We start from the raw sequence: 24,502 nt of genomic DNA, 5'->3' as shown, positions 1-24,502 counted from the left end.
TCTCACGCCGTCAGCACGCCTGCGCGATAAGTATTGCGCCCATCCTGCTTCGCCTGATACAGCAGCACGTCGGCCCGCTGCAGCAGCACGGCGGGGGAAATGTCTTCGTCGCGGTAGAAGGCCAGGCCGATGCTGGCGGAAATGCGCACGGTGATGCCATCGAGTTCGAACGGCTGCTGCATGGCGGCGACGATTTTTTCCGCCAGCAGGGCCGCGTCGTCGGGCTTGGCGATCTGCTCCATGATGATGGTGAATTCGTCGCCGCCCAGGCGCGCGACGATGTCGGTGACGCGCATGGTCTGCGTCAGGCGCTGGGCGAAGGCGCGCAGCAGGGCGTCGCCGGTGCCGTGGCCGTGCGTGTCGTTGACGGGCTTAAAGCGGTCGATATCCATGTACATGACGGCCATCAGGTGCTGCTGCTGGCGGCTGGCGTGCATGGCGTCGCTGAGTTTTTGCTGGAAGCCGGCGCGGTTCGACAGTCCCGTCAGCGCATCGACCTGTGCCAGCTTCAGCAGCCGCTGTTTTTCGCGCTTTTGCACGGTGATATCCTGGCGCATCACGTGAAAGCCCACCACCTGCAGCTTGTCTTCGCCGATCTGCGGGATGTAGATCACTTCCATGCAGCGCTCGATGCCTTCCTTGTCGTCTTCTTCCTCGAAGCTCAGGGTTTCGCCGGCCAGCACTCTTTCGATATACGGCGCCACCGTGCGGTAGCGCGCTTCGCCCACGGTGTCGCGCACGCTGTGGCCCAGCACATGGCGCCCCGTCAGGCCGAATTCGCGCTCATAGGCGATGTTCAGGAAGCGGTACACCTGGTCGGCGTCGATGTAGGCGATCATGGCCGGCAGGGTGTCGGCGATGGTGCGCAGGCGCGCCTCGCTTTCCAGCAGCGCCACTTCCGATTCGCGCAGGGTGGTGATGTCGTCCAGGCTGCCCACGTAGCCCTCGATCTGGCCGTCGATGAGGATGGGGGCAATCTTGACGGAGACCCATACCAGCTTGCCGTCGCGGTGCAGGCAGCGCAGGGTGGACTGGAACGGCGCGTGGCTGCGCGTGAGCTGCTCGAGCGCCACGTGCATCAGCGGATAGTCGTCCGGGTGCAGGGCGCTGGTCCAGCCGGCACCCAGGGCGGCGGCGCGCGGCAGGCCCGTGATCGATTCGAAGGTGCGGTTGACGTAGGTGCAGCGGCGCTGGCGGTCCAGCCGCACCAGCCCGAGTGGCGAGGCATCGTTGACGGCGGCCAGTTCGGCCTGTTTCTGGCGCAGTTCCAGTTCCTGCTGGCGGCGCTGCGAGATATCTTCGGCGATGCCGAGGATATGTTCGATCTGCTGGTGCTCGTCGAACACGGGCACGGAGACGGCGTGCAGGTAGCGCAGGCTGCCATCAGGCAGGCGCAGCGGCTTTTCCGTGTGGTCGATGACGCCGCGTTCGGCCAGGATGGCGCGGTCGTCCTCGGCATCGTGCAGGCCGAAGTCGGGCGGGAAGGCCTGGCAATCGGTCTTGCCGATGACGTCGGCGGCCAGGTGGCCGGTGATGTCTTCGGCCGCCTTGTTCCACACTTCCATCTGGCCGAAATTTTCAGGGCGCGCGCTTTTCACGTAGACCAGCACGGGCAGATGGTCGATCAGCGACTGCAGGAAGCTGCGGTTGTCCTGCAGCGCCAGTTCATCGTGCTTGCGCGCGCTGATGTCGCGCGAGGTGACGGCCACGCCGTCGGCAATCGGCACCACCTGGTGGCGCAGCCAGCGCGTGCCGCCAGAGGCCAGCGGCAGCTCGAATTCATCTTCCAGCGGCTGGCCCGTCTCCATCACCAGCACGAAGCGCTTGAAGAAACGCTCGCCGCGCAGCAGCGGCACCCGCGGCAGAACGCGCTGACCCAGCAGTTCGGAGCGCGGCTTGCCCAGCATGTCGGCGGCCCGCTCGTTGATGTCGGCAAAGGTGAAGTCTTCCACCGGCTTGCCCGGCGCGGGACGCCAGGCTTTCAGCAGCAGCACGGCATCGAGGCTGCCCTGGTGCGCCGCGCGCAGCAGCGCTTGCGTTTCCGTGGCCTGGCGGATGCTGCGGCGCAGGCGCGCGCTCTGGCGCATCAGCAGGGCCGTAAAGCCGGCAATGAGCACGCTGGCGGCGAGCAGCGCGCCGACATACATGAGGCGGCGGTGTTCGAAGCGCGTCAGGGCGACGGCGCGGCTCACGCCCACCACGGCCAGCAGCGGGTAGCGCGGCAGCTCGTGGTAGCTGTAGATGCGCGCCGTCGCGTCGACGGGCGGCTCGATCAGCAATTCTTCCGGGGCGTGCTGCGGCGGTCCCGGCATGCGGAAGTCGATGCGGTCGCTGAGGATCAGCTGTTCGCCGATACGCCCCACCGTCAGGCCGCTGTCGCGCGCCACCAGCATCAGCGCGCCCTGCTCATCGAGGTTCAAACGGTCGTAGTCGTCGACAAAGTACGTGGGGTCGACGAGGATGATGATGGCGCCGGCAAAGCGCCCCTGCGCATCGTTCAGGCGGCGCGCCAGGCGGATGGTCCAGTGCTTGCTGCCGGCATCGAGCATGGGCGTGTCGACCAGGGCCGTGTCGGACGCATTGGCGGCCAGGGCCTTGAAAAATGCCTGGCTGGCCAGGTTTTCCGGCAGATACGCGTTGGCGCTGTCGAGCACATTGCCCTGCGCGTCGATGAGGGCGATCGGCAGTTCCAGCTTCGATGGCAGCACGCTGTCGAGCAGGCCTTGGCGGCGCGTGAATTCATTCAGGCGCAGGCCGCCGTCCGATTCCTCGTACTTGAGTTTGAACAATTGCGTGGCATGGTCCGTCTGGCGCAGGGTGAAACTGGTATGGTCAGCCATGGTACGCGCCAGCGACTGGCTGACGGCCACGGCGTCGCGCACGGCGCTGGCCCGCTCCTGGCCCACCTGGTAAAAGACGGCCGCCCACAGCGCCAGCAGCAGGATGAGCGCGAACAGGGGTACCAGGCTGAGACGGTACAGGCGGCGGGCAAGGCGTTGCAGGGGTCTTGTTATCGCTATCACGGGCGCTTGCTGGCTAGGGTCATGGAAAAGGGAGGGGCGGCGTGGCGCGCATCATAGCCGAAATATGCTGACCTGCGCGCTGCCTGCTGCCCCAGCGTCTGTTCGTGGTCTGTCGCTGGCCTTATTTTGCGTTAAATCAACTATCTGTGGTGCCGCGCACGCTAAAAAAAGCACGCCGGCGGCGACACGGGCCGGCGCCGTGGCAGAAAAAGTACAATTGCGCCCCCATCCTCATTAAAATGGGCACTTCTACCTCCCATATCGAAAGTTGTCATGCAGAGTAAAAAGCCCGACGCGGCAAGACTGGACAAGATCGTGGCCGAAGCGCGCCGCGCCGCCGACCAGCGCGAGAGCGGCTACCGCGAACGCTCGCTGAAGATGTATCCGTGGGTGTGCGGCCGCTGCATGCGCGAATTTACGCGTGCCAACGTGCAGCAACTGACGGTGCATCACCGCGACCACAACCACGACAACAATCCGCCGGACGGCAGCAACTGGGAACTGCTGTGCCTGTATTGCCACGACAATGAGCACTCGCGCTACCTGGAAGCGGACCGTGGCGCCGGCCTGCTGTCGGCCGAGGTGGCGCCCGCCACGCACAATCCGTTCGCCGCGCTGGCCGGCCTGATCAAGAAAAAGGACTGAGCGGCCCGTCCGGCTCCCACCCCATGCGCATCTTGCTGACCGAAGACGACCCGCAGCTGGGCCGTGCCACGCAGATCGGCCTGGAACAGGGCGGCTATGCCGTCGACTGGGTCACGAGCGCCGAACACGCACATACGGCCGTGCGCCTGCACGACTATGGCTGCATTTTGCTCGACCTGGGCTTGCCGGGGCAGGATGGCATGCAGGCGCTGGGCGTGCTGCGCGACAATGGCTACAGCGGCGCCGTGCTGGTCGTCACGGCGCGCGACCAGGTGGGCGAGCGCATCGCCGGGCTCGACGCGGGTGCCGACGACTTTATCGTGAAACCGTTCGACCTCGACGAACTGGCAGCGCGCATCCGCAGCGCCTGCCGCCGCGCGGCCGGCCGCCTGCGCGAAAACCTCGTGCATGGCGAGCTGGTGCTCGATATCGCGGACCGGCAGGTGACGCAAGGGGGCTTGCCCGTGACCTTGACGGTGAAGGAGTTCCGCATCCTGCAACTGCTGCTGGAACACGGCGGCCGGGTGCTGAGCCGGGAACAGCTGGAAAAAAACCTGTACAGCTGGGGTGACGAAGTGGAAAGCAATGCCGTGCAAGTGCATATCCACCACCTGCGCAAGAAGCTGGGGCGGGACTTGATACGCACCGTGCATGCGATCGGTTATTGCATCGACAAGCCCAAGTCGGCTTGACACAAAAACGGGCTACCCTGCGGCAGCCCGTTCGATGTTGACGCCGATGGCGCGTTACTGCATCAGAAGTCGACGGTGGCCGACAGCCACAAGCGACGGCCGTCCAGGCTGTTGACATAGCGGTTGGCGTAGGTCAGCGTCGGTGCGCGGTAAGGCTGGTAGTCGATGAAGTCCTTGTTGAGCAGGTTGTACACGGCTGCGTTCAGGGTGACGCGCTTGTTCAGCTGGTAGCTGCTGCCCAGGTGCAGCATGGTGTAGCCCTTGTAGTCGCCCAGCGCGGCCTTGGCGGCGCGCGTGGAAGCCGAGGTGCCCGGATCGCGGAAACGCTCGCTGCGGTACTCGGCGCGCAGCCAGCCGTTCCACTCGCGCGAGATATCCCAGCTCAGGCGCGCGTTGACGGCGTGCTTGGGCGTGTCGCTGAGCGGCTTGCCGGCGTTGCTGCCGCTCTTCTGTTCGCTTTCCGTGTACGTGTAGTTGGCGCTGGCCGACAAGGTCTTGCCCAGCGGGAAGCGCGTGTTCAGCTCGACGCCACGCGTGACGGCTTCATCCACGTTGACCGACTGGCCAAACGCATCGACGTTGGGCCAGTTGCCGAAGCTGACGCAGCCGGGACGGTTTGGCGACGGACGGTAATCGCAGTTGACGAGGCCCGTGCCCGTCGTGATCTTGTCCTTGAATTGATTGTTGAACAGGGAGCCGCTGGCGGTCCAGCCGGCCAGGTTGTCGAAATACGCGCCGATTTCCGTCGTCGTGCTCGTTTCCGGCTTCAGGTTCGGGCTGCCGACGAGGGGAATCGTGCCCTGGCCGCCGAAACCGTTGATTCCTGGCGACAATTGTTCCACGCGCGGCGTCTTGTAGCCCTTGCTGACGCCGCCCTTGACGGTCCAGCTCGGGTTGGCGTTCCACACGGCATACGAACGGGGGCTGGTCTGGCCGCCGAAGATGCTGTGATCGTCATAGCGGGCGCCGAAGGTCAGCGCGACATTCTCCAGCACCTGCCATTCGTCTTCCAGGAACAGGGCTTTTTGCGTGAATTCGAATTTCTTTGGCGCCACGCCATCCGTCATTTCCGCTTTCCACCATTGCGCGCCGACGGTGGCCATGTGTTTGCCCAACGGCATGACCAATTTGGTGTCGAACACCTGGCTTTCCACTTCCAGGGTGCGCGCGCTGCCGGCGACGGCGCCGGGCGTGCCTGGCGGAATCGTGCGGCCCAGGGTTTCCGTCTTGTTCACCATGTAGCTGCTGTCCAGGGTGCCGAAGCCGAAGCGGCCCGTATGCGACAGCGTCCACTGGTCGCGGTTGTATTTCTGCTCGGGACCGTAGCCGCCCTGCAAGCCCAAGGTGCCCAGTTGCTTCTTCGAATTGTCGTAGGTCTGGCGGCCCGCATCCGCGTCGAGGATGACGGTATGGAAACGGTTGGGTGTGAACGCCAGGCGCGCGCCAAAGTTCTCGATGTCCGCGCGCACGGGATTGGCGCCCATGTTCGGCACATTTTCCGCACCGGCCGCGTCGTTGTAGCGGATGTTGGCCGCATCGCGGCGCTGCTTGCTGCCGCGCAGGGATAGGCCCAGCAGGTCGGTGGCGAGAGGGCCGCTCAGGTAGAAGCGGCCGCTTTTCACGTCGCCGAAATCGGACTCTTCCTGCAGGGTGTAGTCGGCCGAGATGGAACCCATCCACTGCTTGCCCACCTTGCGCGTGATGATGTTGATCACGCCGCCCATGGCGTCCGAGCCGTACAGGGTCGACATGGGGCCGCGGATGATCTCGATGCGCTCGATGGCGGCCAGCGGCGGCATGAAGCTCGTCTGCGTGCCGCCGAAGCCGTTCGGCGTGACATTGCCGGCCGCGTTCTGGCGGCGTCCGTCGATCAGCACCAGGGTGTAGTCGCTGGGCATGCCGCGGATGCTGATGTTCATGCCGCCCGTCTTGTCGCCCGCCGCGCCCACGTCGATGCCTTCCACGCTTTCCAGCGCCTGCGTCAGGTTGCCGAAGCGTTCCTTCGACAGTTCTTCACGCGTCAGCACGGTGATCGAGGCGGGCGCCTGCTTGATATCCTGCTCGAAACCGGAGGCGGAAACCACCACTTCCGGCATGCTGGCAGGCGTGCCCGTCTGGGCGTGGGCCGGCAGGCAGAACAGGGCGGCCAAGGCCAGGGCCAGGGTGGTGGGACGCGGCAGGCGCGCGCGGCGGGGGCTGTTGGACATGCAAACTCCTGAGGGTGAATGAATTATTGGTCTGTATTGTTTAGGTAATGGGAATCATGAAAGCAATAAGAATCATTTACAATTGCAGGCATGGCTTCCCAGAAAATATTTCGCTCCGGATCTTGCGCAGAAGTTCTTAAGAGATTCTTAACGGCTGGCGGCGGCGTGAAAAGCTGGTCGCTGCGGCGCACCCTGCTGGCCGTGCTGCTGGGCCTGACCCTGGCCCTGTGGGTGGGCAGCGCCGCCATCGTCTACGTGGAAGCGCGCCGCGAAAGTCAGGAATTGTTCGACCAGTCGCTGATCGAAACGGGCCATTTGTTGCTGTCGCTGGTGGAAAAGGATGCGCGCGAGCATGGCTTGACGGGGCCCATCGACCTGCCGCTGCGCGGCCATCCGAATCCCCACCAGTATTTGCTGTTCAAGGTGCGCGACGCGCAGCAGCGCGTCCTGTACCGCAACGATGCGGCGTCCGACATCGCCCTGTCGCGTAGCGCGCCGGACGGTCTGTCGTGGACCAGCATCGGCGGCCAGCGCTGGCGTCTGTTTTCGCTGTGGGACCCGCAGCGCAGCCTGCAGCTGCTGGTGGCCGAACCGACCAGTCACCGCGACGACATCAGCCGCGGCTTCTTTTACCGCATCGCGCTGTTCGGCCTGCTACTCGTGGCGCTGGCCACCATCGCCATCTGGTGGAGCATCCACCGCGTGTTTCGCGTGCTGCAGGCGTCCGCCGACGAAGTGTCGGCGCGCACGCCCGACGAACTGACGGACGTGCATGTGCACGGCGCGCCCTCGGAGCTGCATCCGCTGCTGCTGGAAATCAACCGCCTGTTCGGCAGGGTGAGGCACAGCCGCGACAACGAACAGCGCTTCACGGCCGATGCGGCGCACGAGCTGCGCACGCCGCTGGCCGCCATCAAGACCAATCTGCAAGTGCTGCAGCGGGCCCGCAGCGCGGACGAACGCGAGGAATTCATCGCCGCCCTGGGCGCCAGCGTGGAGCGCGCCACGCGCCTCGTCAACCAGTTGCTGGCGCTGGCGCAGCTCGATCCGCAGTCGCAGGCAGAGACGGCGCTGGCGCCGGGCGACCTGGCGCACGTGCTGGCAGCGCAGGGCGCGCAGTGGCAGGCGCTGGCCGCGCCGTACCAGTTGTCGCTGGCGGTCAACGTGGCGCCGGCGCCCTGCGCGCTGCATGCGGACAGCCTGCAAGTATTGCTGCGTAACCTGGTCGACAATGCGCTGCGCTATACCCCGGCGCCGGGCGCCATCGAGATCCGCTGCGGCGTGGAGGCGGGGCGCAGCTACCTGCGCGTGGCCGATACGGGGCCGGGCATCGCCGAGCAATGGCACGCGCGCGTGTTCGAGCGTTTTGTGCGCCTGGGCGGTGGCCAGGTTCCCGGCAGCGGGCTGGGCCTGTCCATCGTGCGCCGCATCGCCGAGCGCCATGGCGCGCAGATCCTCCTCGGCGCCGGACTGCAGGGCCGGGGGCTGGCGGTGACGGTCGTGTTTCCCGCAACGTAGCGGGCGCGATCCGATAGCGATAAAACGCACAAGGCGTGTGCAGAATGCGGTATCTTTCTGTTATGCACAGCTCACACCAGCCCATTCTTTTCGATCCCCCCGCTTTATCGCTGGCCGCCGCGCGCGCGCTGCACCTGGCCGCGCAAGGCTTGCTGCAGGCGCGGCGCAAGAAAGCCGTGAAGGCGGACGTGCTGGCCGCCGTGCGGCAGATGGGCGTGCTGCAGATCGACACCATCCACGTGGTGGCGCGCAGCCCCTACCTGGTGCTGTGGAGCCGCCTGGGCGACTATCCGCAGCCGTGGCTGGAGCAGCTGCTGGCCGAGGGCGCGCTGTTCGAGTACTGGGCGCACGAGGCTTGCTTCGTGCCCATCGAAGACTATGGTCTGTACCGCCACCGCATGCTGGACCCGGCTGCCATGGGCTGGAAATACTCCGTCAAATGGATGGCGGAGCAGGGCGAGGCCGTCGCTTCGGTGCTGGAACATATCCGCGCCAACGGCGCCGCGCGTTCGGCCGACTTCGAGCGCACGGATGGCCAGGCGGGCGGCTGGTGGAGCTGGAAGCCGGAAAAGCGCTCGCTCGAAGTGCTGTTTACGTCGGGCGTGCTGATGATCGCCAAACGCCACAATTTCCAGCGCTATTACGACCTGGCCGAACGCGTGCTGCCGGGCTGGCACGATGGCTTGCTGCCGTCCGAGGACCAGGTGCGCCGCCGCCTGCTGCTGGCCAGCGTGAAGGCGCTGGGGCTGGCGCGGGCCAGCTGGATCAGCGATTACTTCCGCACCAGGCAACCGCGCGTCAGCCTGGCGCGCGATCTGCAGGCGCTGGTGGACGAGGGCGCGCTGCTGCGCTGCACGGTCGATGGCTGGAGTGATGCCGTGTACGTGCATGCCGAGCATGGGGACTTGTTGCGCGATGCGGCGGCCGGCAAGCTGGCGCCCACCCTGACGACGATCCTCTCGCCGTTCGATCCCGTCGTCTGGGACCGGCGCCGCGCCCTGGAATTGTTCGGCTTCGACTACCGGCTTGAATGCTACACGCCGGCCGAAAAGCGCCGCTATGGTTATTTCACCTTGCCGATCTTGCGCCGCGGCGCGCTGGTGGGGCGCCTGGACGCCAAGGCGCACCGCGCGCAGGGGCGCTTCGAGATCAAGTCGCTGGCGCTGGAAGACGGCGTGCGCCTCAGTACCCGCCTGGTGCAGGACGTGGCCGGCGCCGTGCAGCGCCTGGCGCTCTGGCATGCCTGCCCGGATATTGATATTGCGCAGACGCAGCCGGCAGCCTTCGGCGCGCTGCTGGCCCAGGCCCTGCTCGACGGCGGCGCTGCCGCAAGGCGGGCCGCATGATGCTGCCGCCGGCTCCTCCCCAGCTGCTCGACGCCGATGGCGTCCCCTGCTTTGGCCGCTACACGGGGCAATTGAACGCCTTTGACTGGGCCGCTCTGGCGCCGCCCCACGCGCGCGGCGCCCTCTGGCGCCTGTTCCACCACAAGCGCTGGCATTATGTGGCCCTGTCCACGCCCACGCTGTTCTGCGGCGTGGCCATCGTCGACCTGGGCTGGACCAGCACGGCCTTCGCGTATGCCTTCGACCGCCACAAGGGCAAGATCGTGGCCAGTTTTTCGCAGGATGGCGTGCCGGGTTTGAGCGCCACGGTGGCGCCGCATGCGGGCGCCAGCAGCCGTTTCCGCTTCCTCTCGCAAGTGATCTCCATCGAGGCCCAGCCCCAGCAGCGCTACCGTTTGCGGCTCGATTGCGGCCATTTCGGCATCGACGCGGAATTCGGCCCGCCCGTGGCGCCCACCTTGCTGGCCGTGGGGCCCGTGGGCGAGGGCGGCAGCGTGCATGCGACGCAAAAGTCGGGCGGCTTGCCCTTGTGGGGCACCGTGCGCTGCGGCGCCATGGGCTACAGCTTGGACGACGGCGTGGCCAGCTTCGATTATTCGAATGGCTTGCTGGCGCGCGAAACGGAATGGCGCTGGGCCTCGGCGCACAGCCTGGACCTGGGTTTCAACCTGCAGGCCGGCTATTTCGGCGCGCATGAAAACGCGCTGTGGCTCGATGGCCAGCTGTATCCGCTGGGCCGCGCGCACTTCGACTTCAATCCCGACAACCCGCTGGCGCCGTGGCATGTGTGGACGGACGACGATTTGCTGGACCTGCACTTCAAGCCGGAAGGCGCGCGCCGCGAGGATAAGAATCTGTGGATCGCCGCCAGCCGCTACATCCAGCCCATCGGCACCTTCAGCGGCTGGGTGCGCACCAGCGCGGACTCTCCGAAGCGCATCGTGGCGCAGCTGGCCGGGGTGACGGAAAGCCACCGCTCGCGCTGGTAGGGGCGCGCGGATTTTTCGTGAAATGCAGCGCAAGGTCAAATTTTTTTGGCAACGCATCCCTTACACTGGCGCGTAGCCGCTCCGGCAATCCCGCTCCGGCAATCCATGAGGCCAGAACATGAGTATCCGTAATCTCGACAAGCTGTTCAAGCCGGCCTCGGTGGCCCTGATCGGCGCCACGGCGCGCGAACGCAAGCTGGGCGCCATCGCCCTGTACAACCTGCTCGGTGGCGGCTACCAAGGGGACATTTGGCCCGTCAATCCCAAGTACGACGAGCTGATGGGCCTGAAATGCTACCGCAAGCTGGCGCAGTTGCCGAAAGCGCCGGACCTGGCCATCATCTGCACGCCGCCCGCCACCATCACGGCCCTGATCCGCGAACTGGGCGCGCTGGGCACGCGCGCGGCCATCGTCATGACGTCCGGCCTCGACCCCGTGCGCGAGCAGTCGCTGCGCCTGGCCATGCTGAAGGCGGCCAAGCCGCACCTGCTGCGCATCCTGGGCCCCAACAGCATGGGGCTGCTGGTGCCGAAACTGGGCTTGAACGCCAGCTTCGCCCATGTGGGCGCGACGAGCGGCAAGATCGCCTTCGTGTCGCAATCGGGCGCTCTCGTGTCGGGCGTGCTCGACTGGGCCAACGCGCATGGCGTGGGCTTTTCCAAGTTCATTTCGCTGGGCGCCAGCTACGATATCGATTTCGGCGACTTGCTCGACTACCTGGCCGGCGACATCGACACGGCCGCCATCCTGCTGTACATGGAAGATATCCAGGCGGCGCGCAAATTCATGTCGGCGGCGCGGGCGGCCGCGCGCAGCAAGCCCGTCATCGTCCTGAAAGCGGGGCGCGAGGCGGAAGGCGCGGCCATGGCGGCCTGGCATACGGGCGCGCTGGCCGGTTCCGACGCCGTGTACGACGCGGCCATCCGCCGCGCCGGCATGCTGCGCGTGTATTCGGCCGAAGAGCTCTTCGATGCCGTGGAAACCCTCACGCATATCCGTTCGCAGCGCGGCGAGCGCCTGGCGATCCTGTGCAACGGCGGCGGCCTGGGCGTGATGGCCACCGACGCCCTGGTGGGCAGCGGCGGCAAGCTGGCCGACCTGTCCCCGGATACCGTCATCGCGCTGGAAAAAGCCTTGCCACGGGGCTGGTCGCACGACAACCCCGTGGGCTTGCCCGGCGACGCGGCCGTGCAGCGCTATGCCGACGCCATCAAGCCGCTGCTCGACGAGCCGCAGGCGGACGCCTTGCTGCTGCTGCACGCACCCACGGCCATGGTCTCGTCGATCGACATCGCCGAAGCCGTCACGCCGCTGATCAAGGCCACCTCGCGCACGGTGCTGTCGTGCCTGCTGGGCGGCACCACCGTGGCGCCCGCGCGCCAGGTCTTCAACCGGGCCGGCATTCCCACCTACGACACGCCGGAAAAGGCCGTACATGGCTTCATGCAGATCGTGCAGTACCGGCGCAACCAGGAAACCCTGATGCAGGTGCCGGCGCAGCTGCCCATGTCGGCCACGCCGCGCCGCGCGCGCGTGCGCGAAATCGTCGCCGCCGCGCTGGCGGCCGGCCAGACGGTGCTGGGCGAATGCCGCTCGAAGGAAATCCTGGCCGCCTACGGCATTCCCGTCGCCACCACGCGCATGGCGGCCGACGTGGAAGAGGCGCTGGCCGTGGCGGCCGACATCGGCTATCCCGTCGCGTTGAAAATCCACTCGCCCGACATCGCCCACAAATCCGACGTGGGCGGCGTGGCGCTCGACCTCGATACGCCCGACATCCTGCGCACGGCCGCCGCCGCCATGCTCAAGCGCGTGCGCCGCATGCGTCCCGACGCGCTGATCGACGGTTTTACCGTGCAGCAGATGGCGCGCCGGCCGCAATCGCATGAATTGATCGTCGGCGTGACGACGGACGCCGCCTTCGGCCCCGTGATATTGGTGGGGCAGGGCGGCATCGCTGTGGAAGTGACGGCCGACCACGCCATCGGCTTGCCGCCCCTGAACATGGTGCTGGCGCGCGACATGCTGGCGCGCACGCGCGTGTCGAAGCTGCTGGCCGGTTACCGCAACCAGCCGCCGGCCGACATCGACGCCATCTGCTACACCCTGATCCAGGTGGCCGAACTGGTGGCCGATATCGGCGAACTGGCCGAACTCGACATCAACCCGCTGGTGGCCGATGCGGATGGCGTGATCGCGCTCGACGCGCGCATCCGCCTGCAGCCGGGCCAGAAGCGCGACCGCCTGGCCATCCGCCCGTATCCGCAGGAGCTGGAAGAGCAGGTGACGTGGATGGACCAGTCCATCCTGCTGCGCCCCATCCGCCCCGAGGACGCGCCGCAGCACATGGACCTGTTCCACGCGCTGGACCCGGACGACGTGCGCCTGCGCTTCTTCACGTCCATGCGCGAGCTGCCCGTGTCGCAGCTGGCGCGCCTGACGCAGATCGATTACGACCGCGCCATGGCCTTCATCGCCACGCACACGGGCCCGGACGGCAAGCCGGAAACCCTGGGCGTGGTGCGCGCCGTGGCCGATCCGGACAATATCCACGCCGATTTCGCCATCGCCGTGCGCTCGGCCCTGAAAGGCAAGGGACTGGGACACATCCTGTTCGAGAAGCTGGTCGACTACTTCCGCAGCCGGGGCACGGAAGCGCTGGTGGGCGAGGCGATGGCGCGCAACAAGGGCATGCAGCGGCTGGTGAAAAGCTTTGGCGGCGAAGTCACGCCGTCGGAAGAGCCGGGCGTCGTCAACCTGCATATCGGCCTGCGCGCGCCGTAAAAGAAAGCGCGGCTGGCCAGCCGCGGGTTTGTGCAGGATCAAACCGGCCCCTGTCGGTAGTCTTTACACTTTCACTTCCAGGATGACATATCCGGCGCATTTTCGGGAGTGAGTGCATGCTTACTGCAACATATATATTGGTTTCCCTGTCGGTGGAACAGGCCAGCATCCGCATGAGCTTGTTGGCTTTTCAGAAATACATGCAGGTGCAACTGCGCCAGCAAAGCAGGCTCAGTTTGGCGCAACTGCAGTACACGGGCGACTGGCTGAACCGGCTGTACCAGGGGAGCTATTGGCGCAAGGTGGAGATGTACCTGATTCCCGCCATCCGCCAGGCCGCGCCCCATGTGGACGGCTTGCTGGACGAGTTGAACGGCTTGAATCACGCGGCGCTGGAAAGCATCAATGTCGTGCAGCAGCGCGCGGGTGCCGCCATCGACCATTCCGAATTACAGGCCGAGCAGCTGTGCGCCGCCATCGACGCCTTTTGCGCAGCCTTGCTGCAGCGCCTGGAAAAGGAAGAGCGCGAGCTGTTTGCGCTGGCGCGCAAGGTCATCGTCGGCGAAGCGTGGTTTGCCATCGCCTACCAGTTCCTCGCCCATGATGCGCGCGCGCAGGAAGCGCGCCGTGGCAAGGCGCAGGTGCTGCCCTTTGTTTTGCCAGCGCCTTTGCCGGCGCCCTTGCCTGCAGCCGGCGGCGCTGAAACGCTGGCGGATGGCGCCGCGTCCGCGCCGCCCGCGCCGGCACAGCCGCTGCGTGCGCAGGCTTGAACGGGTAGCGAGCGCACACCCCGCCAGGCGGTGTCTGCCGGAGGCGTTTTCGTGAGGGCGGCCGGCGCACCGCCATAGGGCAAAAATCCAGGGGAAAGATTCGGAAAAGATTCGCTTTATTCATTTGATAACTTGTTCAGTCCTGTCCGATGCAATACCCCGGGCTTTGTTATGATGGTGGTTTTGATCCACGCGAAACCCGTCATGTTCGAATTTCTCTTCAAGCGTTCTGCCAGCAAGACTGCCGTACCCGACCCTGTCGTGGCAGAACAGGCCGCCGCCTCGGCGCAGAGCGCATCGCGCCGCGCCGAACAGGTGGCGCGTGCCCATGCCGTGGCTGGCGACGAGGCTGCCGCCTTTGAATTCATCGTGTCCAGCGAATTTGCCGATGCCCGTCTGATCGCGGCCGAACACGTCCACGCCTTGCCCCTGCTGGAAAAAGTCCACCACGCCATGCGCAACACGGACCGCCGCGTGGCCAAGCTGATGCAGGGCCGTATCGACCTGATCCGTCATCAGGCTGCCGAGACGCAACGCGCCCAGGCCAGCATCGACACGGCCCAGCGCCTGTTGAACGATGAGAAGCTCAGCCCGAACCAGGTAGCCGAGCTGGACCGCCAATGGCAAGTCATCAAGGCCACGCCGGAGCTGGCGACCGCCTTTGCCGGCGCGCGCGCCGCGCTGGCCGCCCGCCTGGAAGCGCAAGTGGTGCTGCAGCGCGCCGTGATCGACGCCGTCGCCGCTGCACGCGCGCTGGCCAGCAATGGCCAGTCCGCCGGCGAGCTGGCGCAGGCGCTGGCCCGCCTGGACGGGGAACATGCGCAGCATGCGCAATCGCCCGAGCGCGGCTCCTTGCCGAAACACCTGGAAAGCGACTTCGCCCAGGCACGCGAGCAGGCGCAGTCCGCCCTGCAAGCCCTGCAGCAACACCAGGCCGTGTTCGACGCGCGCCAGGTCGCGCTGGCCGAATGGCAGGCGCAGGACGCCGCCACGCTCGACGTGGATACCCTGAAGCGCGCATGGCAAGCCCTGCCGCGCCTGCCCGAGTCGCCCTTGTCCGACAGCTTGCAGCAGCAATTTGCGGCCGTGCTGGCCAGCGCGCCGGCGCCCGTGCAGGCGGCAACGCCAGAGGCCGCACCAGCCCATGCCGACCCGGCGCCGCGCAAGCCGCGCGCGGAACACGCACCCGTCTCGAAAGAAGCGACGGAACAGTTCTTCAAGGTGCTCGACGCCATGGAGGCGGCCCTGCAGGATGGCTTGCTGCACGTGGCCTCCGAGCATGACAAGACCTTGCGCGATAGCAAGCACGGCCGTTTGACGCCTGCGCAAGCGGACCGCCTGGCCCATGTGCGGGGAGAATTCAAGCGCCTGGCCGACTGGGCGCGCTGGGGCGGCAACGTGTCGCGCGAGGAATTGGTCAAGGCGGGCGAGGAATTGCCGGCACAGGAACTTCCAATGGCCGAGCTGGCCAAGAAAGTGGGCAGCCTGCGCGAGCGCTGGAAGTCGCTCGATGCCTTGTCCGGCCCGGCGCCGAAATCCCTGTGGGAACGTTTCGACGCCGCCTGCAGCCTCGCGTATGCGCCGGCGGCCCAGCATTTCAAGCAATTGGCCGAAGAGCGCCACGGCAACGCGGCCAAGGCCCAGGAACTGATCGCGGAAACGGCGGCCCTGGCGGCCGAAGAAAGTACCGACTGGAAACACGTCGCCTCCGCTTCGCAGCGCCTGCGCCAGGCCTGGACGCGCCTGGGCACCATCGACCGCAAGGAGAAGAAACGCCTGGATACGGAATTCGGCGCCGCGCTGGACGCCCTGTCGAAGCCGCTGGACACGCAGCGCCAGATCGAGACGGCGCGGCGCGAACAATTGATCGTCGAAGTGGGCTTGCTCAAGCCATCGGAGCGCAACACGGTCGACATGCTGAAAGCCTTGCAGGATAAATGGCAGGAACTGGCGAAAGCCCTGCCGCTGGAGCGCCGCGCGGAACAGGCGCTGTGGCAGCGTTTCCGCGCCGCCTGCGACGATATCTTTGCCAAGCGCAAGGAAACGGCCCACGCGGCCGACCACGAGCGCCGCGAACACCTGCATGCGCGCGAAGCGCTGTGCGCCACGCTGGAAACGGCCGTCGTGCCCGAAGGCGACGACAAGTCCCGCACGGCCTTCATCCATCACTTGCTGCGCGACACGCGCGCCGCCTGGAACGCCACGGGCCCCGTGCCGCGCGCCAGCGAAGCGAAGATCGAGCAGCGCTACCACGCGGCCGTCGCCGGCGTGCAGGCGCAAGCGGACGCCATCGCCGAACGGGCCGGCGCGGCCCAGGCCAACGCCTTGCGCGACAAGCTGCGTCTGGTGCAATCGCTGGAAGCGTCGCTGGCCGAGGGCGGCGCCGATGCCGACGCGCCAGCGTGGAGCGAACGCTGGAGCGCCTTGCCGCCGCTCGACACGCAATACGAACGCAGCCTGCAGCAGCGCTTTGCCGCCGCCCAGGCCGCGCTGGGCGAGGGCGCTGACGCCTACGTGCAGCAATTGCAGGCCAACGAGGCCCGCTTGCTCGAGGAAGTCTTGCGCCTGGAAATCGTCGCCGGCGTCGACAGCGGCGCCGAATTCGCCCGCGACCGCCTGAAAATGCAGGTGGAAGTGCTGCAATCGTCGCTGAAATCGGGCCAGAAGCCGCTCACGCAAGTGTCGCAGCTGATGCAGCTGTGCGCGATTCCCGCCGCCACCGATGCGCGCACGGCCAGCCGCATCGAAACCCTGCTGCGCCGTATCGGAGGGCATGCCAAATGAGTACCAGCGTCCGCGTCCAGCAAGCTGATTTTGACTTGAGTCAAGAAATCGCACAATTGCGTGCAGGCAACCCCAAGGTGGGCGCCGTCGTCGGCTTTGTCGGCACGGTGCGCGACATGAACGAGGGGCTGGACGTGGCCGCCATGGAGCTCGAGCATTATCCGGGCATGACGGAAAAGTCCATCGAAGCCATCGTCGAGCAGGCGCGCGCGCGCTGGCCCCTGTCGGGCGCGCTGGTGATCCACCGCGTGGGGCCGCTGTTGCCGCAGGAGCAGATCGTGCTGGTGGCCGTCTCGTCCGCCCACCGGGGCGAGGCGTTCGCCGCCTGCGAGTTCATTATCGACTACCTGAAGACGGAAGCGCCGTTCTGGAAGAAGGAAGATACGCCGGAAGGCGCGCGCTGGGTCGATGCGCGCGACAGCGACGAGACGGCGCTGGACAAATGGGCGACAAAAGCAAGCACCATTTGAATCGTATCTGCCGCGCACGCTAGCATTTGCCCAAATGCAGCGGTTTTCTGCTTTGTGTATGCTTGAAAAGTACTGCCTCACCCCAATTTGGTTAACAACTAATTAACCGGGAGCGCTTTTCATGCGACAAGACAAACTCACTACCAAATTACAGGAAGCCCTGGCCGATGCGCAAAGCTTGGCCGTGGGCAACGACAATCCCTATATCGAACCAGTCCACCTGCTGACGGCCCTGTTGAACCAGGACGACGGCGGCGCCCGTTCGCTCTTGCAGCGGGCCGGCGTCAACGTGGGCGGCCTGTCCAAGGCCCTGGGCGCGTCCATCGAACGCTTGCCGAAGGTGTCGGGCACGGGCGGCGACGTGCAGGTCAGCCGCGAATTCGTGGCTCTGCTGAACCTGGCCGACAAGGAATCGCAAAAGGCTGGCGACCAGTTCGTTTCCAGCGAAATGGTCTTGCTGGCGATGACGGACGACAAATCCGACTGCGGCAAGCTGGCGCGCGAAAACGGCCTGACCCGCAAGGCGCTGGAAGCGGCCATCGAGGCTGTGCGCGGCGGCAACAAGGTCGACTCGCAAGAGGCCGAAGGCCAGCGCGAAGCCTTGAAAAAATACACGCTGGACCTGACTGAGCGGGCGCGCAAGGGCAAGCTCGACCCTGTGATCGGCCGCGACGATGAAATTCGCCGCACCATCCAGATCCTGCAGCGCCGCAGCAAGAACAACCCCGTGCTGATCGGCGAACCGGGCGTGGGCAAGACGGCCATCGTCGAAGGCCTGGCGCAGCGCATCGTCAACGGCGAAGTGCCGGAATCGCTGAAAGGCAAGCGCGTACTGTCGCTGGACATGGCCGCCTTGCTGGCTGGCGCGAAATTCCGCGGCGAATTCGAGGAGCGCCTGAAATCCGTGCTGAAGGAACTGGCCATGGATGAAGGGCAAACCATCGTCTTCATCGATGAAATGCACACCATGGTGGGCGCGGGCAAGGCCGAAGGCGCGATGGATGCCGGCAATATGCTGAAACCGGCGCTGGCGCGCGGCGAACTGCACTGTGTGGGCGCGACCACCCTGGACGAGTACCGCAAGTACATCGAGAAGGATGCCGCGCTGGAACGCCGCTTCCAGAAAGTGCTCGTCGACGAACCGACCGTGGAGGCGACCATCGCCATCCTGCGCGGCTTGCAGGATAAATATGCGCTGCACCACAAGGTGGAAATCACGGACGCGGCCATCATTGCCGCCGCCGAGCTGTCGCACCGCTATATCACGGACCGTTTCCTGCCCGACAAGGCGATCGACCTGATCGATGAAGCGGCGGCGAAGATCAAGATCGAGATCGATTCGAAGCCGGAAGTGATGGACAAGCTGGAACGCCGTTTGATCCAGCTCAAGATCGAGCGCGAAGCTGTCAAGAAGGAAAAGGACGAAGCGTCGTTGCGCCGCCTGGCCTTGATCGAGGAAGAGATCGTCAAGCTGCAGCGCGAATACAATGACTTCGAGGAAATCCTGAAGGCGGAAAAAGCCGTGGTGCAGGGCAGCACGCACATCAAGGAAGAGATCGAGCACCTCAAGCTGCAGATGGAGCAAGCCACGCGCGAGAGCAATTGGCAGAAAGTGTCGGAATTGCAATACGGCAAGCTGCCGCAGCTGGAAGCCCAGCTCAAGCAGGCTGACAGCGGCATCCCGAAACTCGACCCTGACCAGCCGAAACTGCTGCGCACGGAAGTGGGCGCCGAGGAAATCGCCGAAGTGGTGTCGCGCGCGACGGGTATCCCCGTGTCGCGCATGATGCAGGGCGAACGCGACAAGCTGCTGCATATCGAAGAGAAGCTGCACGAGCGCGTCGTGGGCCAGGATGAAGCGATCACGGCCGTGGCTGACGCCATCCGCCGCTCGCGCGCCGGCCTCTCCGACCCGAACCGTCCATATGGTTCCTTCATGTTCCTGGGACCGACGGGCGTCGGCAAGACCGAGCTGAGCAAGGCGCTGGCCACCTTCCTGTTCGATACGGAAGAATCGATGATCCGCATCGACATGAGCGAGTTCATGGAGAAGCATTCCGTGGCCCGCTTGATCGGCGCGCCACCGGGCTACGTGGGCTACGACGAGGGCGGCTACCTGACGGAAGCCGTGCGCCGCAAGCCGTACAGCGTGATCCTGCTCGACGAAGTGGAAAAGGCGCATGCCGACGTCTTCAACGTGCTGCTGCAAGTGCTCGACGATGGACGCATGACGGATGGCCAGGGCCGCACGGTGGACTTCAAGAATACCGTCATCATCATGACCTCGAACCTGGGTTCGCATAAGATCCAGGCCATGGAAAGCGATGATCCCGGTGTCGTGAAGCTGGCAGTGATGGCCGAGGTACGTTCGCACTTCCGTCCCGAGTTCGTCAACCGTATCGACGAAATCGTCGTGTTCCACGGCCTCGACGAGAAAAACATCGGCGCGATCGCGAAGATCCAGCTGAAGATCCTCGAAGAACGCCTGGCGCGCATGGACATGGCGCTGAGCTTGACGGACGCGGCCTTGCAGCAAATCGCCGAAGCGGGCTACGACCCGGTGTATGGCGCCCGTCCGCTGAAGCGGGCGATCCAGCAGCAGATCGAAAATCCGCTGTCGAAGCTGATTCTGGAAGGCAAGTTCGGCCCGAAAGACGAAATCCGCATCGACGCCCAGAACGGCAACCTCGTATTTACGGGGGCGCAAGTGGGGCTGGACAAGGTGTAATGTTGCTTGGGGTCTGACCCCGGTAGTGAAAGCAGGGCGGTATCAGGCTAGACCTGATGCCGCCCTTCTTGTTATGATCGGCACTATTTTCTGACTAATTCCGGAGGCGGTACGATGGCAAACACATGGCAAGCAGGGCGGCGCATTGGAGTGGGATTCACCTTGGCGGCGGCCGTACTGGCCTTGCCTGGCCAAGCTCAGGCTCAGGAAGAAAAGGTCCTGAACATCTATAACTGGTCGGACTATATCGGCGACGATACGATCAAGAATTTTGAGAAGGAAACGGGCATCAAGGTACGCTACGACGTTTTCGACAATAACGAAATCCTCAATGCGAAACTGGTAGCGGGCAAGTCCGGCTACGACATCGTCGTGCCGACGGCCCAGTGGGCACGCCTGCAGATCGATGCGGGCCTGTTGCGCAAGCTCGACAAGAGCAAGTTGACGAATTTGGGCAACCTGGACCAGAACCTGCAGGCCAAGCTGTCGAAGATCGACCCGAACAACGATTACCTGGTCGACTGGCTGTGGGGCTATACGACGGTGGGCATCAACGTCAACAAGGTCAAGGCGGCGCTGGGCGGCATGCCCATGCCTGACAACGCCTGGGACCTGATCTTCGACCCGAAATACGCGGCGAAGCTGAAATCGTGCGGCGTGTCCTTCCTCGATTCGCCGTCGGAAGTGCTGCCGGCCGCGTTGCAATACCTGGGCAAGCCCGCGTACTCGAAAGCGGCCGCCGATTACCAGGAAGCGGGCAAGGTGCTGCAGGCGATCCGTCCCTACGTGACCCTGTTCAGCTCATCCGGCTACATCAACGACATGGCCAACGGTTCCGTCTGCGTCGCGCTGGGCTGGTCGGGCGACATCAATATTGCGCGCCAGCGCGCCATCGATGCGAAAAACGGCAATGTGATCCAGGTGCTGGTGCCGAAGACGGCCGCCCTGATGTTCGATACCATGGCCATCCCCGCCGACGCGCCCCATCCGAGCAACGCGCACCTGTTCATTAACTATATTTTGCGCCCGCAAGTGCATGCCAGCCTGAGCAACAAGGTGTTCTACGCGAATCCGAATCCGGCCAGCATCAAATATGTGCGCAAGGACATCGGTGAAAACAAGGCCATCTTCCTGTCGGACGCCGACAAGCAGCGCATGGCCGCACCGGAAGCGACCACGGCAGATATCCGCCGCTTGATGACGCGTATCTATACGAAGTTCAAGACGGGAGTGTAAGGCGGGAGTGTAAAAACAAGGATGGCGCGAGGGACGGGCCTGTAGGCCGTCGCTGGCGCCATGCGATATTGCCGAGGCGAACACTACTCGTGGTAGCGATCCATCAGCTTGTGGTGACTGCCGCGCATTTCTTCGATCAGTTCAAAGGCGACGAAGCCGATGATGGCGGCGAAGATGGCGATGAAGAGAAAAACGACGAAGGTTAACATGGTCTTTCAGCCGCCGTTGGACGGCTGTCCGCTGGGTTGCTCAATGTGCCAGAGCAGCGCTCCAACACGTAGTTGATGCAATTAAACTCTAGCAGATCGGCAGCGCTTTACAAGGCCGCCGAGTTGTAATTCCTGCTAGTATTTGTCCCAGCGCACTTTTTGCGCATTTTCTCTATTTCACCACCAGATCATGGGCCATCACGGCCTTCAGATACACACTGATGGGGGCGCCTGGTTCGCGCTGCGAGAACCCGTCCATCCTTGCGCTGGCCTTGCGCAGTTCCCTGCTCGAGCACCTTTATTTCACCACCAGGTCATGCGCCATCACGGCTTTCAGATAAACACTGATCGGGTCGCCTGGTTCGCGCTGGGAGAACCACCACGCGCTGGCCTTGCGCAGTTCCCATTCCTGCTCTTCTCCCGTCAATAGCAGGGCGGCGGCCTGGCCCAGGGTGGGCTGGTGGCCGACGATGAGCACGGTTTCCTTGCCGCCGGGCCAGTTGGCCGCCTTCAGGATATCCTCCGCCTCGGCGCCGGGCGCCAGTTCCGGCATCAGCTTGAACTTGCGCCCCAGCGCTTCCGCCGTTTGCAGGGTGCGCAGGGCGGGACTGACGAGGATACGGCAATTTTCCGGTAGTTGCGAGGCCAGCCATTCCCCCATGCGGCGCGCCTGTTTCTGGCCTTTCACGGTCAGGGCGCGTTCGAGGTCGGGGACGCCCGGCTCGGCTTCTGCGTGTCGCCACAAGATGAGATCCATGCTGTGCTCCTCTGTGTAGAATTGCCTATTCGCCGACCTCCGCGCCCGGCGTGCCCAGTGAGTGCATCAAATACTGCTGGGCACTGAACGGCGTTTGCTTGCCGCGCGGCTTGCGGCGCGCGTAATGGCCCGTCGGCTCCAGTTCCCATGCATTGGTATTATCCTTCAAATACGGATTCAGGCCCTCGGCGATCACGCGCCGCTTCAGCGCCCGGTCCAGCACGGGGAAGGCCACTTCCACCCTGCGGAACAGGTTGCGGCTCATCCAGTCGGCGCTGGCCAGGTAGACATCGTGCGCCAGGTCGTTGCGGAAATAGTAAATGCGGCTGTGTTCGAGGAAACGGCCGATCACGGAGCGCACCTTGATGTTTTCCGACAGGCCAGGCACGCCCGGCTTCAGGGTGCAGGCGCCGCGCACGATCAGGTCGATCTTCACGCCATCGGTGGAGGCCGCATACAGGGCGCGGATCACGGATTCATCCACCAGCGCGTTGACTTTCACAATGATGCGCCCGCGCCGGCCCGAACGGGCGATCTTCGCCTCGTTGCGGATGGCCTTGATGATCTCGCTTTGCAGGCCGAACGGCGCCAGCCACAAATGGTTCAGGTTGTGCGGCTTGGTCAGGCTGGTCAGGTGGATGAAGACTTCGTTCACTTCCACTGCCAGGTCCTGGTTGGCCGTCAGCAAGCCGAAGTCCGTGTACAGCTTGGTTGTCGTGGGATGGTAGTTGCCGGTACCCAAGTGGGCGTAGAAGCGCAGGGAGCCTTCTTCGCGGCGGATGACGAGTGCCACCTTGGCATGGGTTTTCAGTCCCACGACGCCGTACACGACTTGCGCGCCGGCTTGCTCGAGCTTGTCGGCCCAGTTGATATTGGCTTCTTCGTCGAAACGCGCCATCAATTCCACGATGACGGTCACTTCCTTGCCCATCTTCGCCGCCGTAATGAGCGACTCCATCAGGTCCGAGTTCATGCCCGTGCGGTAAATCGTTTGCTTGATGGCGACGACGGACGGGTCGTAGGCGGCGCTGCGGATGAAGTCGATCACCGTCTGGAACGACTGGTAGGGGTGGTGCAGCAGGATGTCGTGCTTGGTCAGGGCGGCAAAGATGTCGTTGCCGATGGCTTTGTGCGCGAGGCCGGGGAAGAACGGCGGGAAGCGCAGCTCGGGCTGCTTGACGTGGTCGATCATTTCCGACAGGCGCACGAGATTCACGGGGCCGTTGACGCGGTACAGGCGGCTTTGATCCAGATTAAACTGGTCGAGCAGGAACTGCGACAATTCTGGCGGGCAATTGCGCGCCACTTCCAGGCGCACGGAGGTGCCGAACTGGCGACCGACCAGCTCGCCTTTCAGGGCCTGGCGCAAATTCTTGACTTCATCTTCGTCCACCCACAGGTCGCTGTCGCGCGTGACCCGGAATTGCGAATAGGCAATCACTTCGCGTCCGGCGAACAAGTCCGAGATATGCGCATGGATGACGGAGGACAATAAACAGAAGGACACGCCGTCGCCTGAAATCTCGTCCGGCAGCTTGATGACGCGTGGCAAGACGCGGGGCGCCTTGACGATGGCGATCGCCGTGCCGCGGCCGAACGCATCCTTGCCGCTCAGCGAGACGATGAAATTGAGACTCTTGTTGACGACCTGCGGGAACGGGTGGGCCGGGTCGAGGCCGATCGGCGTCAGCAGGGGGCGCACTTCGCGGTCGAAATATTCCTTCACCCACGCGCGCTGTGCCTCGTTGCGGTCGCTGTCGCGCAGCAGATGCACGCCCGCTTCGCGCAGGGCCGGCAAGACGTCGTTATTTAATATCTCGTACTGGCGTTCCACCAGCGCATGGCATTCCTTGCCGATGCGCTCCAGGTTGGCCGCCAGGGCAGGGTGGCCGGCCAGCGAACCGCCGATGCTGCCGGCCGCCAGCAGGCTGGCCACGCGCACCTCGAAGAACTCATCCATATTACTGCTGACGATGCACAGGTAGCGCAGGCGCTCGAGCAGCGGAATGTTCGGGTCTTCCGCCTGGGCCATCACGCGCCGGTTGAAAGTCAGTTGCGACAGCTCGCGGTCAAGCAGGATGCCCGATTTGGTCACTTCCGTGTGCAGTTCAGGTTTCATATTCTTTTGTCTTTGCAGATAGTTAATTCTAGCCGTATTTCATCATGTATGACGCGCTGTGAGTGTAATCATGAAATATGACGTAAGCGTGACATAAGCTGTCATAAAGCGTCGCCTGCCCTGTCATTTTTCATGCCGAAAAGGGGTATTCTCGGGGCGTAGCCAATTATTTCAGGATTTTTTACCCATGTCATAAAGCTGTCATATTCGCTTGCTAGACTGCG

General features: G+C 64.5%; 16 protein-coding genes. 11 read left to right on the top strand and 5 right to left on the bottom strand.

Annotated features, from left to right (window positions below; all coding sequences use genetic code 11):
• Nucleotides 1-2: 2 nt before the first annotated feature.
• A complete protein-coding gene (locus tag VPH40_RS19745; protein WP_328574292.1) occupies nucleotides 3-3,023 on the bottom strand; it encodes a PAS domain-containing protein in 3,021 nt (1,006 codons plus the stop codon).
• A gap of 273 nt (nucleotides 3,024-3,296) precedes the next feature.
• On the opposite strand from VPH40_RS19745, the gene VPH40_RS19740 reads away from it, so the two are divergent.
• Both VPH40_RS19740 and VPH40_RS19735 read left to right on the top strand, forming a co-directional pair.
• Nucleotides 3,297-3,668 carry a YajD family HNH nuclease gene (locus VPH40_RS19740; protein WP_034755042.1) on the top strand — a complete coding sequence of 124 codons (372 nt, stop codon included), beginning with the start codon at nucleotides 3,297-3,299 and terminating at the stop codon, nucleotides 3,666-3,668.
• A gap of 23 nt (nucleotides 3,669-3,691) precedes the next feature.
• Nucleotides 3,692-4,360, top strand: coding sequence for a response regulator (locus VPH40_RS19735; RefSeq protein ID WP_328574291.1), 669 nt, complete (start codon nucleotides 3,692-3,694; stop codon nucleotides 4,358-4,360).
• A gap of 62 nt (nucleotides 4,361-4,422) precedes the next feature.
• On the opposite strand, the gene VPH40_RS19730 is transcribed toward VPH40_RS19735, so the two are convergent.
• Nucleotides 4,423-6,567 carry a TonB-dependent receptor domain-containing protein gene (locus VPH40_RS19730; RefSeq protein WP_328574290.1) on the bottom strand — a complete coding sequence of 715 codons (2,145 nt, stop codon included), beginning with the start codon at nucleotides 6,565-6,567 and terminating at the stop codon, nucleotides 4,423-4,425.
• Nucleotides 6,568-6,732: 165 nt separating this feature from the next.
• Between VPH40_RS19730 and VPH40_RS19725 the strand changes: the two genes are divergently transcribed.
• From VPH40_RS19725 to VPH40_RS19685, 9 genes are all read left to right on the top strand, one after another.
• Nucleotides 6,733-8,085 carry an ATP-binding protein gene (locus VPH40_RS19725; RefSeq protein ID WP_328574289.1) on the top strand — a complete coding sequence of 451 codons (1,353 nt, stop codon included), beginning with the start codon at nucleotides 6,733-6,735 and terminating at the stop codon, nucleotides 8,083-8,085.
• Nucleotides 8,086-8,147: 62 nt separating this feature from the next.
• Nucleotides 8,148-9,431, top strand: a complete 1,284-nt coding sequence (locus tag VPH40_RS19720) for a winged helix-turn-helix domain-containing protein (RefSeq protein ID WP_328574288.1) — start codon at nucleotides 8,148-8,150, stop codon at nucleotides 9,429-9,431.
• Nucleotides 9,428-10,420 (top strand): DUF2804 domain-containing protein, encoded by a 993-nt coding sequence (locus VPH40_RS19715; protein ID WP_328574287.1) that lies wholly within the window; start codon nucleotides 9,428-9,430, stop codon nucleotides 10,418-10,420. The genes VPH40_RS19720 and VPH40_RS19715 overlap by 4 nt, the downstream gene beginning before the upstream one ends.
• 118 nt (nucleotides 10,421-10,538) lie before the next feature.
• Nucleotides 10,539-13,205, top strand: coding sequence for a bifunctional acetate--CoA ligase family protein/GNAT family N-acetyltransferase (locus tag VPH40_RS19710; RefSeq protein ID WP_251351805.1), 2,667 nt, complete (start codon nucleotides 10,539-10,541; stop codon nucleotides 13,203-13,205).
• A 116-nt stretch (nucleotides 13,206-13,321) separates the two neighbouring features.
• Nucleotides 13,322-13,975, top strand: a complete 654-nt coding sequence (locus tag VPH40_RS19705) for a hypothetical protein (RefSeq protein WP_289899117.1) — start codon at nucleotides 13,322-13,324, stop codon at nucleotides 13,973-13,975.
• Nucleotides 13,976-14,179: 204 nt separating this feature from the next.
• Nucleotides 14,180-16,759, top strand: coding sequence for a DUF349 domain-containing protein (locus VPH40_RS19700; protein ID WP_328574286.1), 2,580 nt, complete (start codon nucleotides 14,180-14,182; stop codon nucleotides 16,757-16,759).
• Nucleotides 16,756-17,229 (top strand): molybdopterin synthase catalytic subunit MoaE, encoded by a 474-nt coding sequence (moaE, locus tag VPH40_RS19695; protein ID WP_289906625.1) that lies wholly within the window; start codon nucleotides 16,756-16,758, stop codon nucleotides 17,227-17,229. The genes VPH40_RS19700 and moaE overlap by 4 nt, the downstream gene beginning before the upstream one ends.
• 121 nt (nucleotides 17,230-17,350) lie before the next feature.
• Nucleotides 17,351-19,957: an ATP-dependent chaperone ClpB gene (gene clpB / locus VPH40_RS19690; protein WP_305061396.1), complete on the top strand. Its 2,607-nt coding sequence runs from the start codon at nucleotides 17,351-17,353 to the stop codon at nucleotides 19,955-19,957.
• Between the two features lie 114 nt (nucleotides 19,958-20,071).
• Nucleotides 20,072-21,193 (top strand): polyamine ABC transporter substrate-binding protein, encoded by a 1,122-nt coding sequence (locus VPH40_RS19685; RefSeq protein ID WP_328574285.1) that lies wholly within the window; start codon nucleotides 20,072-20,074, stop codon nucleotides 21,191-21,193.
• 83 nt (nucleotides 21,194-21,276) lie between these two features.
• On the opposite strand, the gene VPH40_RS19680 is transcribed toward VPH40_RS19685, so the two are convergent.
• The 3 genes from VPH40_RS19680 to ppk1 form a co-directional block, all read right to left on the bottom strand.
• On the bottom strand, nucleotides 21,277-21,402 hold the full coding sequence (locus VPH40_RS19680) for a hypothetical protein (RefSeq protein WP_257218666.1): 126 nt from the start codon (nucleotides 21,400-21,402) through the stop codon (nucleotides 21,277-21,279).
• Between the two features lie 298 nt (nucleotides 21,403-21,700).
• A complete protein-coding gene (gene sixA / locus VPH40_RS19675; RefSeq protein ID WP_070254143.1) occupies nucleotides 21,701-22,159 on the bottom strand; it encodes a phosphohistidine phosphatase SixA in 459 nt (152 codons plus the stop codon).
• Nucleotides 22,160-22,184: 25 nt separating this feature from the next.
• Nucleotides 22,185-24,278 (bottom strand): polyphosphate kinase 1, encoded by a 2,094-nt coding sequence (gene ppk1, locus VPH40_RS19670; RefSeq protein ID WP_099664711.1) that lies wholly within the window; start codon nucleotides 24,276-24,278, stop codon nucleotides 22,185-22,187.
• Nucleotides 24,279-24,502: the final 224 nt, after the last annotated feature.

The organism is Janthinobacterium sp. P210005, from assembly GCF_036231865.1.
In the GTDB taxonomy this organism is placed as follows: domain Bacteria; phylum Pseudomonadota; class Gammaproteobacteria; order Burkholderiales; family Burkholderiaceae_D; genus Janthinobacterium; species Janthinobacterium kumbetense.
This window is presented reverse-complemented; position numbering and strand designations above follow the sequence as displayed.

Excerpts from the sequence above, each read along its gene's own strand:
- VPH40_RS19735 (WP_328574291.1), top strand. The coding sequence starts at position 3,692 with ATGCGCATCTTGCTGACCGAAGACGACCCGCAGCTGGGCCGTGCCACG.
- VPH40_RS19715 (WP_328574287.1), top strand. The coding sequence starts at position 9,428 with ATGATGCTGCCGCCGGCTCCTCCCCAGCTGCTCGACGCCGATGGCGTC.
- VPH40_RS19700 (WP_328574286.1), top strand. The coding sequence starts at position 14,180 with ATGTTCGAATTTCTCTTCAAGCGTTCTGCCAGCAAGACTGCCGTACCC.
- VPH40_RS19710 (WP_251351805.1), top strand. The coding sequence starts at position 10,539 with ATGAGTATCCGTAATCTCGACAAGCTGTTCAAGCCGGCCTCGGTGGCC.
- ppk1 (WP_099664711.1), bottom strand. The coding sequence starts at position 24,278 with ATGAAACCTGAACTGCACACGGAAGTGACCAAATCGGGCATCCTGCTT.
- sixA (WP_070254143.1), bottom strand. The coding sequence starts at position 22,159 with ATGGATCTCATCTTGTGGCGACACGCAGAAGCCGAGCCGGGCGTCCCC.
- VPH40_RS19705 (WP_289899117.1), top strand. The coding sequence starts at position 13,322 with ATGCTTACTGCAACATATATATTGGTTTCCCTGTCGGTGGAACAGGCC.
- VPH40_RS19685 (WP_328574285.1), top strand. The coding sequence starts at position 20,072 with ATGGCAAACACATGGCAAGCAGGGCGGCGCATTGGAGTGGGATTCACC.
- VPH40_RS19730 (WP_328574290.1), bottom strand. The coding sequence starts at position 6,567 with ATGTCCAACAGCCCCCGCCGCGCGCGCCTGCCGCGTCCCACCACCCTG.
- VPH40_RS19680 (WP_257218666.1), bottom strand. The coding sequence starts at position 21,402 with ATGTTAACCTTCGTCGTTTTTCTCTTCATCGCCATCTTCGCCGCCATC.
- VPH40_RS19720 (WP_328574288.1), top strand. The coding sequence starts at position 8,148 with ATGCACAGCTCACACCAGCCCATTCTTTTCGATCCCCCCGCTTTATCG.
- moaE (WP_289906625.1), top strand. The coding sequence starts at position 16,756 with ATGAGTACCAGCGTCCGCGTCCAGCAAGCTGATTTTGACTTGAGTCAA.
- clpB (WP_305061396.1), top strand. The coding sequence starts at position 17,351 with ATGCGACAAGACAAACTCACTACCAAATTACAGGAAGCCCTGGCCGAT.
- VPH40_RS19740 (WP_034755042.1), top strand. The coding sequence starts at position 3,297 with ATGCAGAGTAAAAAGCCCGACGCGGCAAGACTGGACAAGATCGTGGCC.